The sequence below is a fragment of the Streptomyces sp. NPDC054956 genome, assembly GCF_053609185.1.
Window position 1 is genome coordinate 24,600 of record NZ_JBSGXB010000034.1, and the last position, 15,320, is coordinate 39,919.

General features: G+C 70.7%; 12 protein-coding genes and 2 pseudogenes. 3 read left to right on the top strand and 11 right to left on the bottom strand.

Going from position 1 to position 15,320, the window contains the following annotated elements; translation table 11 throughout:
* Nucleotides 1-8: 8 nt before the first annotated feature.
* From ACWGDE_RS09345 to ACWGDE_RS09360, 4 genes and pseudogenes are all read right to left on the bottom strand, one after another.
* Nucleotides 9-149 (bottom strand): annotated as a pseudogene (locus ACWGDE_RS09345) (N-acetyltransferase); the annotation flags it as partial.
* A gap of 126 nt (nucleotides 150-275) precedes the next feature.
* Complete coding sequence (locus tag ACWGDE_RS09350) at nucleotides 276-785, bottom strand: hypothetical protein (RefSeq protein WP_453388387.1); 510 nt, start codon at nucleotides 783-785, stop codon at nucleotides 276-278.
* Nucleotides 786-1,245: 460 nt separating this feature from the next.
* On the bottom strand, nucleotides 1,246-2,364 hold the full coding sequence (locus tag ACWGDE_RS09355; protein WP_453388388.1) for a fatty acid desaturase family protein: 1,119 nt from the start codon (nucleotides 2,362-2,364) through the stop codon (nucleotides 1,246-1,248).
* Nucleotides 2,365-2,371: 7 nt separating this feature from the next.
* Nucleotides 2,372-3,427: a ferredoxin reductase gene (locus ACWGDE_RS09360; protein WP_453388389.1), complete on the bottom strand. Its 1,056-nt coding sequence runs from the start codon at nucleotides 3,425-3,427 to the stop codon at nucleotides 2,372-2,374.
* 86 nt (nucleotides 3,428-3,513) lie between these two features.
* Here ACWGDE_RS09360 and ACWGDE_RS09365 point away from each other — a divergent pair, with 86 nt between their 5' ends.
* Nucleotides 3,514-4,653, top strand: coding sequence for a helix-turn-helix domain-containing protein (locus tag ACWGDE_RS09365; RefSeq protein ID WP_453388390.1), 1,140 nt, complete (start codon nucleotides 3,514-3,516; stop codon nucleotides 4,651-4,653).
* A 161-nt stretch (nucleotides 4,654-4,814) separates the two neighbouring features.
* Here ACWGDE_RS09365 and ACWGDE_RS09370 read toward each other — a convergent pair whose 3' ends face one another.
* The 5 genes and pseudogenes from ACWGDE_RS09370 to ACWGDE_RS09390 form a co-directional block, all read right to left on the bottom strand.
* The gene (locus tag ACWGDE_RS09370) at nucleotides 4,815-6,005 is read right to left on the bottom strand and encodes a cytochrome P450 family protein (RefSeq protein ID WP_453388391.1); all 1,191 of its coding nucleotides are present in this window, start codon (nucleotides 6,003-6,005) and stop codon (nucleotides 4,815-4,817) included.
* A 210-nt stretch (nucleotides 6,006-6,215) separates the two neighbouring features.
* Nucleotides 6,216-7,262, bottom strand: coding sequence for a fatty acid desaturase family protein (locus ACWGDE_RS09375; protein WP_453388392.1), 1,047 nt, complete (start codon nucleotides 7,260-7,262; stop codon nucleotides 6,216-6,218).
* 337 nt (nucleotides 7,263-7,599) lie between these two features.
* A complete protein-coding gene (locus tag ACWGDE_RS09380; protein ID WP_453388393.1) occupies nucleotides 7,600-8,298 on the bottom strand; it encodes a DUF998 domain-containing protein in 699 nt (232 codons plus the stop codon).
* Nucleotides 8,299-9,013: 715 nt separating this feature from the next.
* Nucleotides 9,014-9,340 (bottom strand): annotated as a pseudogene (locus ACWGDE_RS09385) (nucleotidyltransferase domain-containing protein); the annotation flags it as partial.
* Nucleotides 9,341-9,374: 34 nt separating this feature from the next.
* Entirely contained in the window at nucleotides 9,375-10,838 is a 1,464-nt protein-coding gene (locus ACWGDE_RS09390) for an MFS transporter (RefSeq protein ID WP_453388394.1), read from the bottom strand.
* Between the two features lie 612 nt (nucleotides 10,839-11,450).
* Between ACWGDE_RS09390 and ACWGDE_RS09395 the strand changes: the two genes are divergently transcribed.
* Nucleotides 11,451-12,992 (top strand): MFS transporter, encoded by a 1,542-nt coding sequence (locus ACWGDE_RS09395; protein WP_453388395.1) that lies wholly within the window; start codon nucleotides 11,451-11,453, stop codon nucleotides 12,990-12,992.
* 14 nt (nucleotides 12,993-13,006) lie between these two features.
* Here the strand turns inward: ACWGDE_RS09395 and ACWGDE_RS09400 are convergent, their stop codons facing one another.
* Complete coding sequence (locus ACWGDE_RS09400) at nucleotides 13,007-13,597, bottom strand: SMI1/KNR4 family protein (RefSeq protein WP_453388396.1); 591 nt, start codon at nucleotides 13,595-13,597, stop codon at nucleotides 13,007-13,009.
* A 111-nt stretch (nucleotides 13,598-13,708) separates the two neighbouring features.
* On the bottom strand, nucleotides 13,709-14,527 hold the full coding sequence (locus ACWGDE_RS09405) for an alpha/beta fold hydrolase (RefSeq protein WP_453388397.1): 819 nt from the start codon (nucleotides 14,525-14,527) through the stop codon (nucleotides 13,709-13,711).
* A 133-nt stretch (nucleotides 14,528-14,660) separates the two neighbouring features.
* On the opposite strand from ACWGDE_RS09405, the gene ACWGDE_RS09410 reads away from it, so the two are divergent.
* Nucleotides 14,661-15,269: a TetR/AcrR family transcriptional regulator gene (locus ACWGDE_RS09410; RefSeq protein WP_453388398.1), complete on the top strand. Its 609-nt coding sequence runs from the start codon at nucleotides 14,661-14,663 to the stop codon at nucleotides 15,267-15,269.
* Nucleotides 15,270-15,320: the final 51 nt, after the last annotated feature.

Below are 15,320 nucleotides of genomic sequence, written 5' to 3' on the forward strand. Positions count from 1 at the left end.
TCAGGAGGTCCGGCCCTCTCCGGCGGGTCGATGTAGACGCAGCCGAGCAGAGCTGTCTCCGCCGCGTCGAACAGCGCGTAGTTGAAGGACTGGTGTGCGGCGATCTCCTTCTCGTGCCGCAACAGGTCGGCCCGGTCGGCCTCGTAGGAACCCGAGCAGAACGGGCAGCCTGCGACTGCCACCTGAGGACGTCCGGTCATGGGGAGCCGCTCCGCCTTGCGATGCACGGCACTCGGGCGGCGTGGGCTCGACCGGCAAGATCCGGAAGGGAGGGCCTAAACGTGTCCGGCCGGTGCCCTGCCGAGGCGGGCAGCGAGGCCCAACAGGGCCGTCGGGATGACGGCCGCCAGCGTCAATGCGGTCAGCAGCGGTACGCGGTGGCCCGGAGCCAGGTGGTGCACCAGCCCGATGTGGATCACCAGATGGGGTGCGGCGAAGACCAGGTACACCACGAGGCCGGTGCTGATCACGGCCCGCTGCATCGTGAGGGCTCCGGCGCCGAGCGCCACGGAGGTGGCCAGGCTCATGGCGCCGTAGTCCGTCATCAGGTGGACGTTGTAGGCCATCCCCATGCCCACCCAGGGAATCGCGAAGAACGAGTAGGGGAACAGCAGCGCCCAGCATCCGACGCCGAACTGGGTCACAGCCAGAAAGACCTGCCCGGCGCGGAGCCATCCACGGGTCCGACTGCTCTCCCTGGCCGCCAGGTCCGTCTTCGGGTCCTTCACCAGCGCCACCTCCACGAGGGTGCGGCCCAGGGGCTGCCGGGGCCGCGCGTCCGTCACGTACACCCGCTCAGACCGGACAGCCCCGCGAAACGTGACACCAGCCCGCAAAGGCCGCTGCACGACAATCCCCCACTTGAAAGGACCCGTCGACGGTCAGAAACCCCGTCACCCGCTGACGGCCAAACCCTGTGCAGCACACGGGTGGTGCTGACGCATGGGGTAACGCCCCGGCACATGGCGGCCGGGACGCGCCGTCGCGTGCCCGGGGCGATCGAGGTCGTCGTGACCTCGATCCTCTGCGCCCTCCCGTACGAGGGCCAACCCCGGTACGGCGTCGAAGGGCCCGTCGGCCCCGCCATGCAGGCTGGGTACCTGCGACTTCGGCCCTGGTACGGGCCCGAGAACCCCGACGATGCGGGGCAGCGACGACGCCACCGCCCGCCTCGATCAGCATGATCAGCACCGGACCCGGCGGTGCCGCCGGGTCCGGTCGAAGGTTCTGAAGCAGTACGGGGAATCAGGCCGCGACGAGCTCCCGCTCGCGGTCCGGCGTCTTGACCTTGGGCTTCCTGTTCGGCAGCGAGAGGCGGAAGACCTTGTGCCACGCGGAGAACACCTGCTTGGGCAGCGGCCCGGTGACGTACTCCAGCTCGTACTTTTCGAACAGCGCGCGCACCTTCACCGCGACCTCGGCGTACCGGTTGCTCGGCAGGTCCGGGAACAGGTGGTGCTCGATCTGGTGCGACAGGTTGCCGGTCATGAAGTGCATGGCCTTGCTGCCGCTGATGTTCGCCGAGCCCATCATCTGGCGCAGGTACCACTGGCCGCGCGTCTCGCCCTTGATCGACCGGCGCTCGAAGACCTGTACGCCCTCGGGGAAGTGCCCGCACATGATCACCGAGTGGGACCAGATGTTGCGGACCAGGTTCGCGGTGAACGTGGCGGCGAGCGTGGTGAGGAACGACGGGCCCGACAGCAGCGGGTGGATCACGTAGTCCTTGAGCACCTGCTTGCGGATCTTCCGGCCCACGGCCTTGGCCCGCGCGCGGAACTCCGGGTTCTTGCGGCGGCGCTTGTGCAGGTTCTTGCCGAGCTCCAGGTCGTACGCTGCGATGCCGTACTCGAAGAAGCAGGCGTTGAGGAAGTTCCACAGCGGCTGGCCGAGGTGGAACGGGTGCCACCTCTGGTCCTCGTCGACGCGCATGATGCCGTAGCCGAGGTCGTTGTCCTTGCCGATCACGTTGGTGTAGGTGTGGTGCAGCTCGTTGTGCGAGTGCTTCCACTGCTCGGACGGCGAGACGTGATCCCACTCCCAGGTGGTGGAGTGGATCTTCGGGTCCCGCATCCAGTCCCACTGGCCGTGCAGGATGTTGTGGCCGATCTCCATGTTGTCCATGATCTTCGCCACGGACAGACCGGCGGTGCCGAGCAGCCACGCGGGCGGGAAGATCGAGAACAGCAGCACTCCCCTGCTGACCAGCTCGAGCTTGCGCTGCGCCGAGATGACCTTGCGGATGTAGGCGGCGTCCTTCTCCCCGCGGCTGGCGATCACCTCGTCGCGGATGGCGTCCAGCTCGCGGCCAAGCTCTTCGATCTGCTCCGCGGTCAGGTGGGCCGTGGGGTCGATGGCGGTCAAGGTGTTCCTACCGTTCGATGTCGCAGGGGCCCGCCGCGGCGGACACGCAGGTCTGGATGAGGACGCCGGGCTCGGCCTCGGTGATCTCGCCGGTACGCAGGTCGCGGACGGCGCCCGCCTTGAGCGGCGTGACGCAGCCGAAGCAGATGCCCATGCGGCACCCGGAGGGCATGAGCACGCCGGCCTCCTCGCCGACGTCCAGCAACGGCGTGGCGCCGTCCGCGTCGACGGTCTTGCCGGTGGCGCTGAACGTGACCTCGCCGCCGTCGCCGGTGACGACGATGCCGGGGCGGAAGCGTTCGGTGTGCAGGCGCTCCTGTACGCCGTGCTCGGTCCAGTGCTCTTCGGCGGCGTCGAGCAGGCCCGCGGGCCCGCAGGCCCAGGTCTCGCGCTCGGCCCAGTCGGGCACCAGTTCGTCGAGACGGGCGATGTCGAGCACGCCGTCCGTGTCGGTGTGCACCTCGGTGAGCCGCAGCTTCTTGTCCGCGACCAGCTCGTGCAGCTCGCTGCGGAAGATCACGTCCTGCGGCTGCGGCGCGCTGTGGACCATGACCACGTCGTCGAACTCGACGTCGCGCAGCATGCCCATCACGGGCGTGATGCCGCTGCCGGCCGTCAGGTAGAGCACCTTGGCCGGCTTGGCCCGCGGCAGCACGAAGTCACCGGTCGGCTGGTCGAGCTGGATCAGCGTGCCCGGTTTCGCCCTGCGGACCAGATGGTTGCTGACCTTGCCGTCCGGGATCGCCTTCACGGTGATCGTGACGCGGCCGTCCTGGCGGTTCGTCGGCGAGGTGATGGAGTAGGCACGCCACAGACGCACCCCGTCGACGTCGACCCCGATCCGTACGTACTGACCGGCCGTGTGGCCGCGCCAGCCCCGTCCCGGCCTGATCACGATGGTCGCGGCGTCACCCGTCTCGGGGTGCACGGCCTCGATGCGCCCACGCAGGTCGGCACCCGCACGCAGCGGGCTCACCAGGTCGAGGTAGTCCGACGGCAGCAGCGGCGTCGTGACCATCTCCAGCAGTTTCCACGCCCTGCTGCGGAGGGCTGTACTCGTCATGACCCCAGCTTGCTGCGCCCCAAGGCGTAAAGTCCTGACCACAGGACGTAAATCTGGTCGGCTGAATTGTTCGCAGGGAACAGAACGTGAGTCATGCAATCAGGAGGGCCAGCGAGCTGGCCCTGGATGAGACGACGGTCACCGTACTTCGGGCCGCGCTGAAGACGACCGCCGACGAGGTCGTCCAGGCGATCATCGACGAGGTCCCTCCCTACGCCAACGCTCTTTCGGGCCGCATGGGGGCCACCATCCGCCGATCCGTCCGTACCGCCCTGGGGCACTACCTGGACCTCGCGAGCGGGAAGGCCACGGGCGGCGATGCCGGTGACGCGGCCTACGAACTGGGACGCGGCGAGGTGCGCGACGGCCGCTCGATGGACGCCCTCCTCAGCGCCTACCGCGTGGGCGCCCGCGTGGCCTGGCGATGCCTGGCAGCGGGTGCCGTACCCGTGGGTCTGCCCGCCGCCGACGTCGCCAAGTTCGCCGAGCTGACCTTCGCCTACATCGACGAGCTCTCCGCCGCGAGCGCCGCGGGCCACGCCGACGAACTGGCCGCCCGGGGCAGGGCCCAGGAGCGCCACCTGGAACACCTGGCCCGCGATCTCCTCGCCGACGCGAGCCCGGACGTACTGCTGGCCTCTGTGCAACGGGCCGGCTGGCAGCCTCCGGTCTCGCTGACCGCGGTCCTGCTGCCCGCCGCCCAGGCCCGGCCCGCCTACCGCGCGCTCGACCCGAGCACCCTCGTCCTCGACGATCTGCCGGACGCCACCGGTGTGCTGCTCGTCCCCGATGCCGACCGACCCCATCTCTTGCGGCAGCTGACCGGCCGCACCGCCGTGGTCGGCCCGGCCCGGCCGTGGACTCGCGCGTCCGCCTCGTACGCACGAGCCGCACGCGCGCGCTCCCTCTCCTCGGACATTCGCGACACCGAGGACCACCTGCCCGAGCTGGTGCTGAGCGCCGACGCGGACGCGTTCGCAGACCTGCGTGCCCGGGCCCTCGCACCGTTGCGGGCCCTGCCCGTCGCGACGGCACGGCGGCTGGAGGAGACGTTGCACGCGTGGCTGCTGCACCAGGGCAGGCGGGACGAGGTGGCGGCGGCGTTGTTCGTGCATCCCCAAACGGTCCGGTACCGGATGTCACAGATCCGGGAGCTGTTTCCGGATCTCGCATCGCCACAGCGGGTCCTTGAACTGACGCTGGCGGTCGGTCTTCGGCACAACTGACGTGTATGTGTGATCCACGAGTTCAACGAGATCGGGCTCTCATCCCTCAACCCTCGATGGGCGGAAGGCCGTCACCACCTCCGCGGATCAGCCGTCGGTGACCTGTCAGCCGAAGGATCGGTGCTTCACCCGCCGGGATGATCCTTCGCGGTCGGATCGATTCAGTCCGAGAGGCGCTCCGCGGCGTAGCGCACCGGGAGTTCCTTCAGGCCGCGGGCTCGCATGGACGGGCGCCATTGGGGAGCGGGCCCGCCGGCTTCGAGGGTGGGATAGCGCTCCAGGAGGGCTGCCAGGGCGATTTCGGTCTCGGCGCGGGCCAGGGGGGCGCCGAGGCAGTAGTGGATTCCGTGGCCGAGGGCGAGGTGGCCGGCGGTGTCGCGGTCGAAGTCGAGGGTGTCGGGCTGCGCGAAGCGTGCCGGGTCGCGGTTGGCGGCGGACAGGGAGAGCAGGACCGTCTCCCCCGCCGGGACGGTGACCCCGGCGATGGTGACGTCCTCGGTCGGGAACCGGCGGATGGCGAGGAGGGCGGGGCCTTCGAACCGTGCGAGTTCCTCGACCGCGGCCGGGATCCTCGAGGGGTCCTTGCGGAGAAGTGCCAGGTGTTCCGGGTGCTGCAAGAGGGCGTGGACCGCGTTGCCGATGGCCTGGACCGTGTTCTCGTACCCGGCGAAGAGAATGAGGAAGACGAGCGACAGCAACTCGTCCTCGCTGAGGCGGTCTCCGTTCCCGTCCCGGACGGCGATCAGGTCGGACAGCAGGTCGTCCGCGGGCCGGCTTCGCTTGTGCGCCACGAGATCGGCGAGGAAGCCCAGCATCGCGACCACCGCTTCCTTCGCGGCCCCGGGACGGCTCGGGTCGGGGACGATGAGCGCGTCGGTCCAGACGCGGAAGTCGAGACGACGGTTTTCGGGGATCCCCAGCAGGTCACAGATGACGGTGATCGGCAGCGGAGCCGCGTAGGCGGCCACCAAGTCCGCGCTCCCCGCCGGGCCCAGTGCGTCAAGGAGGCGATCCGCCGTCTCACGGATCGGTGTCCGCAGCTGCTCAATGCGGCGAGGGGTGAAGGCTCGGCCCACGAGCTTGCGAATCCGCGTGTGGTCCGGGGCGTCCATGTTGAGCAGGTTGGCGTCGAGGGCAGGCGGCAGGGAGAACCCCCGGTAGCTGCCTTCGGCCGCGTTGGCCTTGTCCAAGGACAGCCTCGGATCGGCGAGCGCCTCACGTACGTCGTCGTACCGCGTGACCAGCCACGCCGGCATGCCGTCAGTACCCGTGATCCGGCACACGGGCGCGGAATCGCGCAGCCGTTCGTAGACGGAGTAAGGGTGCTCGGTCAATTCGCCCTGAAGATCCATGAGGTCACCCTAAGACGCGCGCCGGACCACCCCTGGACCGGCCTCCACGCGAGGGAACCCTCCGAGCCGGCGGGTACGGAAGGCCCCGAGGATCTTCAGCTGTCGTGGTGTGGACCGGGAGTGCTTCTCCTCGCATACGGGTCCCAGCGACCCGGCGCGGGGCAGGGAGGGCGCGGTGCGGGCCGCCGCGGCCGGGCGGTCTCGGGGGCATCAGTTCGTGCGGGCTTCGCGGAGCGGGGCGCCCGCGTCGTGGAGGCTGGCGAGGGCCTGTCGGTAGGACTCGGTCAGGCTGGTCTCGTGGTAGCCGATCCCGAGCTCCTGGCAGTGGGCGCGGACGATGGGCTGGGCCCTGCGCAGGTGCGGGCTGGGCATGCTCGGGAAGAGGTGGTGCTCGATCTGGTAGTTCAGGCCGCCGAGGAGGATGTCGGTGATCCGGCCTCCCCGGACGTTGCGCGAGGTCAGTACCTGGCGGCGGAGGAAATCGGTCCGGTCCGTGCCCCGCAGGATCGGCATGCCCTTGTGGTTGGGGGCGAAGACGGAGCCGAGGTAGATGCCGAAGAGGCACTGGTGGGCCATCAGGAACGCGATCGCCTTGCCGGGCGGCAGCACCAGGAACAGGGCGCCGAGATAGGCGGCGAAGTGCGCGGCGAGCAGGGCCGCCTCCCAGCCCCGGTTCTTCAGGGACCTGTCCCCCAGTGACCGGATCGTGCCCAGGTGGAGGTTGAACCCTTCCAGCGTGAGGAGGGGGAAGAACAGGAACGCCTGTACGGGGGCCACGAGCCGCGGCAGGCCCTTCGCGGCGCGGGCCTGGCCCTGGGTCCAGATGATGACGCTGGGATGGATGTCGGGGTCGAGCTCCTCGTTGTTGGGGTGGGTGTGGTGGCGGGTGTGCTTGTCCCGCCAGAAGCCGTAGCCGATCGCGATGCAGAGGTTCCCGACGAGACGCCCCGAGACTTCGGTCGCCCGGCGCAACCGGAAGACCTGCCGGTGCGCGATGTCATGGGCGAGCAGGGCGACCTGTCCGAAGACGAAGGCGAGGAAGACCGCGTCCAGCAGTGTCCACCAGCTGTCGCCGATCAGCACGAGCGCTGCCCAGCCCGCGACGTAGAGCGCGGTCACGACGGCGGTGCGCAGGGCGTAGTAGCCGGGGCGCCGGTCCATCAGACCGGCCGCCCCGATCTTCTTGGACAGCCGGGCGAAGTCACTGCCCTGCCCCGCCCGAGCGGGCGGAAACGGTTCCGGCTCTGGAAAGGGCATGATCAGAGGTCGTCTTTCGTGTGAGGAGGGTGTCCGTCGGGTAGCCGCCCGGCCCTGCGACACATCCTCGCGGGACCGGCCGGGGGAGGTCGTTCGGCAGGCCGGGCGTGTGGGGCATCGGCACTCCCTACGGCCCAACACCCACATCGCCGCGGCGTCGGGCGACGGTCGGTGGTGAAGGCCTCGGGTCCGGTCTCGGCCGCGGCCACGGCCACGGCCACAGGTACGTCGGGCTGAACAACCTGCGGATCCCGGACGCCGACGAGGTGGGGATCGGCGCGTGCGGCGGCGATCGGCGCGTGCGGCGGCGCGCCCCTCAGGGCACCCTCCGGGTTCCTCAGGCCTCCTCGCCCCGCGCCGTGCGGGCCCCGGGCCGATCGTCCTGATGGTGGGAGGTCCGCCAGGCCGCGCGGGCGAGGAGCACCCCCGTACCGATGATCCACAACACGCTGGGCCACGCGGACGCCCGCTCGAACAGCCCCTGGAACGAGGGCAGCGGATGCACCGCGGTGATCGCGGTGCCCACGAGGGACACCACCCCGCACACGATGCCCGTACCTCCCCAGTAGGGGCGGTTCATGCGCCGGAACTCGCTGCCGAGCAGCAGGACGCCCACCGCCCCGGCGATGAAGCACGTCCCGGCGGACAGCAGGTGGGGTGCCAGGCGGAGGTTGTAGGGGTTGAGCCCGGCCGAGACGAGGGCGAGACCGCTGAGGACGAAGGCGCCGGTGGTCACGGTCCGCCGCCGGCCGGCCGGGAGCAGCACCGCGTTGAGAATCGCACCCAGGGCCAGGCACACCCCTCCGACGACCCAGGCGCTGTTCGCGGCCTCGTGCCAAGGGGAGCAGAAGCGGATGCCCTCGACCCTCGCGCACCGCGTGACGCCCAGCGCCGAAATGATCTCGTCCGTCAGGCTCTGGCGCGACGCACGGGGCATGACGACGGCGTTGTTCACGATGAAGATCTGGACCAGTGACGCCCAGAGGAGACCGCCGGCCAGGAGTCTCCTCGGAGCAGTGACCGTGAGTTCGCTCATGTGGAGGTGCCCGATCGACGAAGGTTTCCGGCACCGGCCGGAATCCCTTCCGCCGGGTTGCGTCTCCGGGCCTCTCGGGAAGCCGCCCGAAGCCCGCTCCCCCAGTGTGGCCCGCGTGCGCCCCGCCGCAGGTCCACCGCGCGCGGTGAGTCCGATCCTGTCCCCGACCCGGCCGGCCGGTGACCGGGCCGCCGTCGGAGCCGGACGGCCCATTCGGGTCGTCCGAACGGTTCTCGTCCGAGGGTGTCGGGCCCGTGGACCTGTCCGCCGTTCCTAACGTCGTCGGTCGCGGCGGGTTCCAGGGCTCTCGGCGGTCGGAGAGAGCCCTGACAGGGCATCGGCTGGCCCCCCGGCGGCCCCTGGCTGATCACACAACGGTGTCGTGCACTGCAGGAGGTCCTTCATGGTGTCGGTTGTCGCGGTCCTGAACGAGCCGGAACGGGAGCCCATGGCGCCGCGCCCCGTGCGTGACCGATGGTTGACGCCTGCGCGGGGGTGGGTGGCGGGACTGGCCGTCCTGGCCTCGCTGGCGGCCCCGGCCTCGGCGGCCACCACCCCGCCGCTCGGCGCTCAGAGCGGCACCTTCGCCGTGAGCACCGAGCCCCATGCCGACCCCAACGGTGTGGCGGTGAGCCCGGACGGCACGCGCGTGCACGTCGCCAACGCGCTGGCGAACACCCTGGCGGTCGTCTTCCCCGCCGACGGCAGCTTCCTCACCGCCCGCGCGCAGCTCTTCGCGGAGCCACTCGCCGTACAGGAAGTCTCCGACCGGCGGGAAGCGCCAGGGGCGGACCTCGGAGCGGACGACGACGGTGAGCTCGACGGGCCGGACGGCGGCCGTGAGGCCGGAGATCTCCAGCAGCCCCTCGAGGAGCGCCTCGCGCTGCCGGTCGTCCATGCTCCGCCGCGTGACGGCCAGCACGTCGAGGTCGCTCGCCGGGTGGAGGCCGCCGAGTACCGCGGAGCCGTGGAGGTAGGTGCCGAGGAGCCCGGGCTCAAGGACGTCGCGGACGAGTCCGACAGTCTGCTCGATCTGGTCCATGACCCCAGTGTCGGGCACCGCCCGCGGGGACGTCCTACTCCTTCGTCCCGCGCCCGCCTGTACCCGGCAGCAGGAAGGCGGCGAGCAACAGGGCGGTGACCAGGAAGCAGTTGGCGACCACGTACGCCGCCGGGGCCGCGGCGGCTGTGATGATGCCGGCCTCGTCGGCCACGTTGTTGTTGACGGCCAGGACCGCCGCCCCGGCCGCCGCCAGGCCGACGGCTCCCCCCAGTTGACGCAGCGTCTGGCGCAGGACGGAGGCGTCCGCCCGTTTGTCCTCGGGTACCGCACGCATCAGTTCGGCGCTCAGGGAGGGGATGGGCATGCCCATCCCGAGGCCGGCGAGGAGCATTCCGGGGACGTGCCAGAGGTAGTCGCTCGAGTGGAGGGCGATCATCCAGGCCACCGTTCCGACCGTGGCGGCCAGCAGCCCGCCCAGTACGGGCACCCGGACCGACCGGGTGCGGTCCAGCAGGTATCCGGACAGCAGCGTGCCGGCCGTCAGGCCCGTGACCAGGGGGAGCATGGAGAGGCCGGTGGCCAGGAACGACAGGTTCCTGGCCTGCCGCAGGAACAGCGTGCCGTGCACCACCACGATGAGTTGCGGTGCCTGGACCAGGAAAGTGAGCGCCACGGCCACGGTGTACGGACGGATCGTCAAGAGCCGCAGGTCGACCAGGGGGCGCGGGGACCTCAGGACGAGCCGCACCGCGAGGGGCAGCGCGAGCATGCCCGCCGCGAGGACCGTGAGCGTGCGGGGGTCGAGGATGCCCCAGACCCCGCATTGGTAGAGCCCGAAGACGAGCACCACCAGGGCAAGGGCCACGGCGGCGGGCTGGACCACCATGAGCCGGCCTCCCTCTGCCTCGTTCCTCAGCCGGGCCCGGGCGGTCACCCACAGGGTCGCCGCGCCAAGGGGCACGTTGATGAGGAAGACCGAGCGCCAGCCCTCGTATTGGGTGAGGACGGGTCCCACCACGGGGCCGAGGACGAAGAAGACCTGCGCCAGGCCCGCGTAGGCAGCAAGTGCCCGGCCGCGTTCGTGCTCCTCGTACACCTGGGTGATGACCGTCGTGGCCACCGGGATCATGAGGGCCGCGCCCGCGCCCTGTACGGCCCGGGCCGCGAGCATCATCGGCTCGGCGGCTTCGCCGGCCGGTACGAATCCGCAGATCGCCGAGGCGACCGCGAAGACCACGGCCCCGAAGCGGAACGTGCGCAGGAGCCCGTACCTGCGGGTCACCATGGCGCCGACCGGGGCGAAAGCGGAGATCGAGACGATGTAGACGAGCACGACGCCGTGCATGACGGACGCGGTCATCCCCAGGCTCCGCGCCATCGGGTCGAGGGCCACCGCGACGACGGTCTGGTCGAGCATGGCCATGCCGCCGGCGAAGCCCATGGCCAGGACGACGAGGTTCTTGCGGGGCGCGGGCGCTCCGTTCAGAAGGGTCCGGTCGGCGCGCGGTGCGCCGTTGCCGCGATCGGACGGTCCCACTCCCGTCACCCCGTCCGGTCCGGCCGCCGGAGCAGCAGCGGTGTGCCGGCGAGGAGCACCCCGGCGCCCGGGGCCGATCCCCGTCCTGCGTGGAACGGGCTGGAACGGAGCACCCGCATACAGCTCAGGGCGCAGAGCAACTGCCTCACCACCATGACCGCGATGTCAGCAGGTGTCAGATCGGCCCGGGGGTCCGTACTGCCGGGTTCGGGCACCCTGCCAGGATGCCAGGGCCCCAGGTCGGACGGCACTTCGACGCGGCGGGGACGGCACTGCGCGCCGGAGCGGCTCGGGCCAGGCCGATCTCGGTGGTGGCCAGCGGGGTGCCCGCGCGGGGAACGCGTACCTACGGCCCATCCGCGCGAGGCCGCGCAGACCACCGCAAACGGGCCGGCGTCCTTGCCGGGGCACTCGCCCGGTGTGCGCAACCGATCCCCCGCGGGGAGGATGGGTCGTGTGATCGGCAGTGGGGACACCGCCGGGGGCGCCTGCCCGGGTGCTCGCGGCGGAGGGGCCGAAGGCGGCCCCGGCGACGGCGTGCCGGCCGGGTCCCCTCCGGGGCAGCGCGATCGGCGGGACGGCGGCCCGAGGCGGATCCTCACCCTGGCGGCCATGCTCTTCGCCGTCTCGATGATCTTCGTGGACCAGACGATCGTCAGCATCGCGGCCCCGAACATCGTCCAGGACATCGGCCTCAGCTCGTCCGGCATGCAGCAGGTGGTCAACTCCTACCTGCTCGCCCTCGCCGCGTTCTTCGCACTCGGCGGGCGGCTCACCGACATCTTCGGGCACCGCCGCATGGTGGTCATCGGCACCGTGGTCTTCGCCGGAGCGTCCCTGCTGTGCAGTGCGGCACCGATGGGAGAGTTCGCCCAGAGCTGGCTCGTGCTCTCCCGTGCCGTCCAGGGACTCGGCGCGGCCCTGCTCTTCCCGGCCGCCATCGCCATCGTCGTCGGCGCCTTCCCCGTCAACGAACGGGGCAGGGCCCTGGCCGTCTTCTACGTCGTGGCCGGCTCGCTCACCGTCGTCAGCCCGCTACTCGGCGGTGTGCTGACCACCTGGACCTGGCGGGCCATCTTCTGGGTCAACCTCCCCATCGCGCTCGTCTCGCTGATCCTCATCGCGCTCGCGCGCATCCCGAACCCCCGGCGGCACGAACGCCTGGACGTGCCGGGCGCCGTACTCGTCGCCGCCGGACTGGGGCTGAGCGTCCTCGGACTGCAGCAGGCCGCGTCCTGGGGCTGGGGCGCCCTCGCGACATGGGCGTGCATCATCGGCGGGCCGGCCGTGATCGCGCTCTTCTGCAGGCACGAACTGCGGACCGTCGATCCCCTCATCAAGCTGCGCGTATTCCGCGACCGGGCGTTCACGGCCGACGTCCTCGTGCTCTTCTGCGCGATGCTGGCGTTCGTCCCGGTGATGTTCTTCGCCTCGGTGTACGCGCAGATCTCGCTCAGCGCTTCGACCTATCAGGCCGGGTTCTACCTGCTGTACTTCTTCGCGGGCTTCGCCCTCGCGGCCCAGGCCGGCGGCAGGATCCTCGACACACGCGGTGCCCGGCCCGCGATGCTGCTCGGCTCGGCGCTCGGCTGTCTGGGGTTCGCCCTGTGGGCGTGGAAGCTGACCGTCCTGTCGGCCCACGACCAGTGGCCCTACATCTGCCTCGCCGGAGCCGGCATCGGATTCCTGCTCTCCCCGGCCTCCACCGACGCCGTGAACCGGGCGATCGACTCCTCGTACGGCGAGGTCACCGGCCTGACCCAGACGCTGCGCAACTACGCGTCCGCCCTGGGCATGACGGTCTTCGGCACGGTCCTCATCCACGCCACGACCAGCCGGGTGACCTCGACGCTCACCGCGACCGGCATGCCGGAGGGCGAGGCCCGCAGCGCGGCGCGCGGCGTCACGGAGGCGATCACCGGCCATCCGGACGACCATCAGCCCACCGGGGACGGGCCCACGGCCGCACTGATACGGAGCTCCGGCCGCGCCATCCGGGCGGACTACGCCGCGGGCAACCAGTGGGTCTTCTACGGGATGGCCATCGCCCTGGGCGCGGCGTTCCTGTGCGCACTGCTGCATCCGGGGACCCGGGTGACGGACGAAGCCGACCGGACGGAGCAGCCAGGCGCGCAGCGGCGCATCCCGCACTGATCGAACGGCCCCGCCTAGGCATCCGGAAACCAGCTGCGGCCCTGGGCCCAGTGGGTCGCCCAGCCCGTGAAGCCAGGGGTGCCGGGCATGATGGCGTCGGGCGACTCGGGGCCGAAGGGCATGGCACCTTCGCCGGCGATCTGCCAGACGTGACCACGCTGCGGGCCGGTGACGATCAAGTGCCAGTACATGCCACAGCCGTCCGTGCCGAGCAGCAGTGAACCGTGGTCGAAGACGGGGTCCGTCCGGGCTTCGAACTCCTCCACCGACAGCGCTTCCTCGTCGCCCTCTGCTTCCCACAACCATGCCTCCGCGAGCGGGAAGGGCTTGGCCAGCAGCCGTTCCGAGCGGTCCGACCCCCAGTCCCGGGGTGTTTCCGCGAGGGGCAGCAGCCCGTAGTAGGGCGGACCGGCACGCAGGCCGTCGCAGATCTCCGCCACGAAGGTGCGGTAGGGCTCCGGGAGCACGATGCGATGCTCCGCCTCGAAGGACCGCACCGCCTCCCAGCCGGCCGGCGGCGCCGCGTCGGGGCGGGACCCGAACATCTCCCGGAGGGCAGCCAGTTCGACCGGGTCGCATGTTTCCGTGTTCATGCGGGTCATCATGCAAGATCCGACCGAGCCTCGTGGCGTACGGGTACGGCAACGGTCAGCCGCTCCCGGGCCGTCGCCACCCTCTAGGGCAACCGGGGCTGCCCGGACTGGCGAAGACCTCGGTCACGCGTTCTCTCCGGCGGTGAAGAAGTCCGTCAGGACCGGGGCGAGGACCTCCGGGGCGATGCCGTGTTCCTGGCCGGGGAAGACGTGCAGGGTGAAGTTGTCGGCCAGTGCGGCGAGTTCTCGCGCGCCGGTGAGCATCTGCGGTGCGCCCGCGTCCCCGCTGCCCACGAGGACGGGCACGGTCACGGACTGCCAGCGGTCGGCGGGCAGGGGCCGGCCGGACATGGTGTCGCCCATGATCTGGCCGTCGTAGGGCAGGGTACGGGCGGTGGCCTCCATGCCGGTCCAGAAAGGGGCCTGGCGCATTCCGGCGACCGCCTCGGCGGGCATGCCCACGGCCGCGGTCATGAAGTAGGCCACGGCGTCGCCGTACTCCCCCTGCCCCACGAGCTCGGTCAGATGGGCGACGTAGTCGGCGGGCAGCGGCGGGCGGCTGTCATCGGTGATGAAGGGCGGCTCGTACACGGCCAGTCGGGAGACGGCGCTGCCCCGGGCCACGGCCTCCAGCGCCAGTACGGCACCGGAGGACATCCCGAACACCATGGCCTCGCCGCCCACGCGCTCGATCAGTGCGTCCAGGTCCTCGACCTCGCGCTGCACGTCGTACTTCGCGCTGTCACCGCTGTCGCCGCGACCCCGGCGGTCGTAGGTGATCACGGTGCAGCGTCCGGCCAGCAGGGCGGCGAGTTCGGCGGAATCTCCGCGCGTCATGAAGGCGCCGCCCACGAGCACCACTGCGGGGCCCGAGCCCTGCTGCTCGTAGGCGATGGCCGTGCCGTCTGCGGAGAACACCTTGTCCATGAGAAGCCACTCCAAGTGTCTGTGCGGTACGCGGTACGCGGGCCGGGAAGCCCTTCACTTTGGAACTGGACCGTACAGTACCCAAACGAGTACTGGTCAGTCCAGTACTCTTCGGGGACGAGACGGAACGATGGAGAGGGTGTCGGCGATGGACAGCCGTTCGGTACGCAAGCACGAGGCGATCCTGGAGGCCGCGACCAGCGTGTTCCTGGACAAGGGGTACTCGGGGACGAGCATGGACGACATCGCGAAGCGGGCCGCGGTGTCCAAGCAGACCGTCTACAAGCACTTCTCCGACAAGGAGAAGTTGTTCTCCGAGATCGTGCTGGCCACCACCGACCGGCTCGACACCACGATCGACCTGCTGGCCGACATCCCGACCGACGCCGCGAACCTGGAAGAGAGCCTCACCCGGCTGGCCCGCCAGTTCCTGACGACCCTCACTCACCCCCAGGTCATCCAGCTGCGGCGCCTGATCATCGCCAACGCCGACGTCTTCCCCGACCTGGGAACCGAATGGTACGAGCGGGGCTTCCAACGGGGGCTCGCCACGCTGGCGGCGACCTTCCAGCGCCTGGCCGACCAGGGACTGCTCCGCATCGACGACGCGCTTCTGGCCGCGAACCACTTCTCCGGACTGCTGCTGTGGATCCCGGTGAACCAGGCCATGTTCACCGGCAGCGCCCAGCACACCGAGGCCGATCTCGACCACTACGCCGCAGCAGGCACCCGGGTGTTCCTCGCCGCCTACCGCTGACCCGGCAGCGGAACTGGTCGGGCGCGGGCCCGTGGCCCGCCCCGGCCGGCG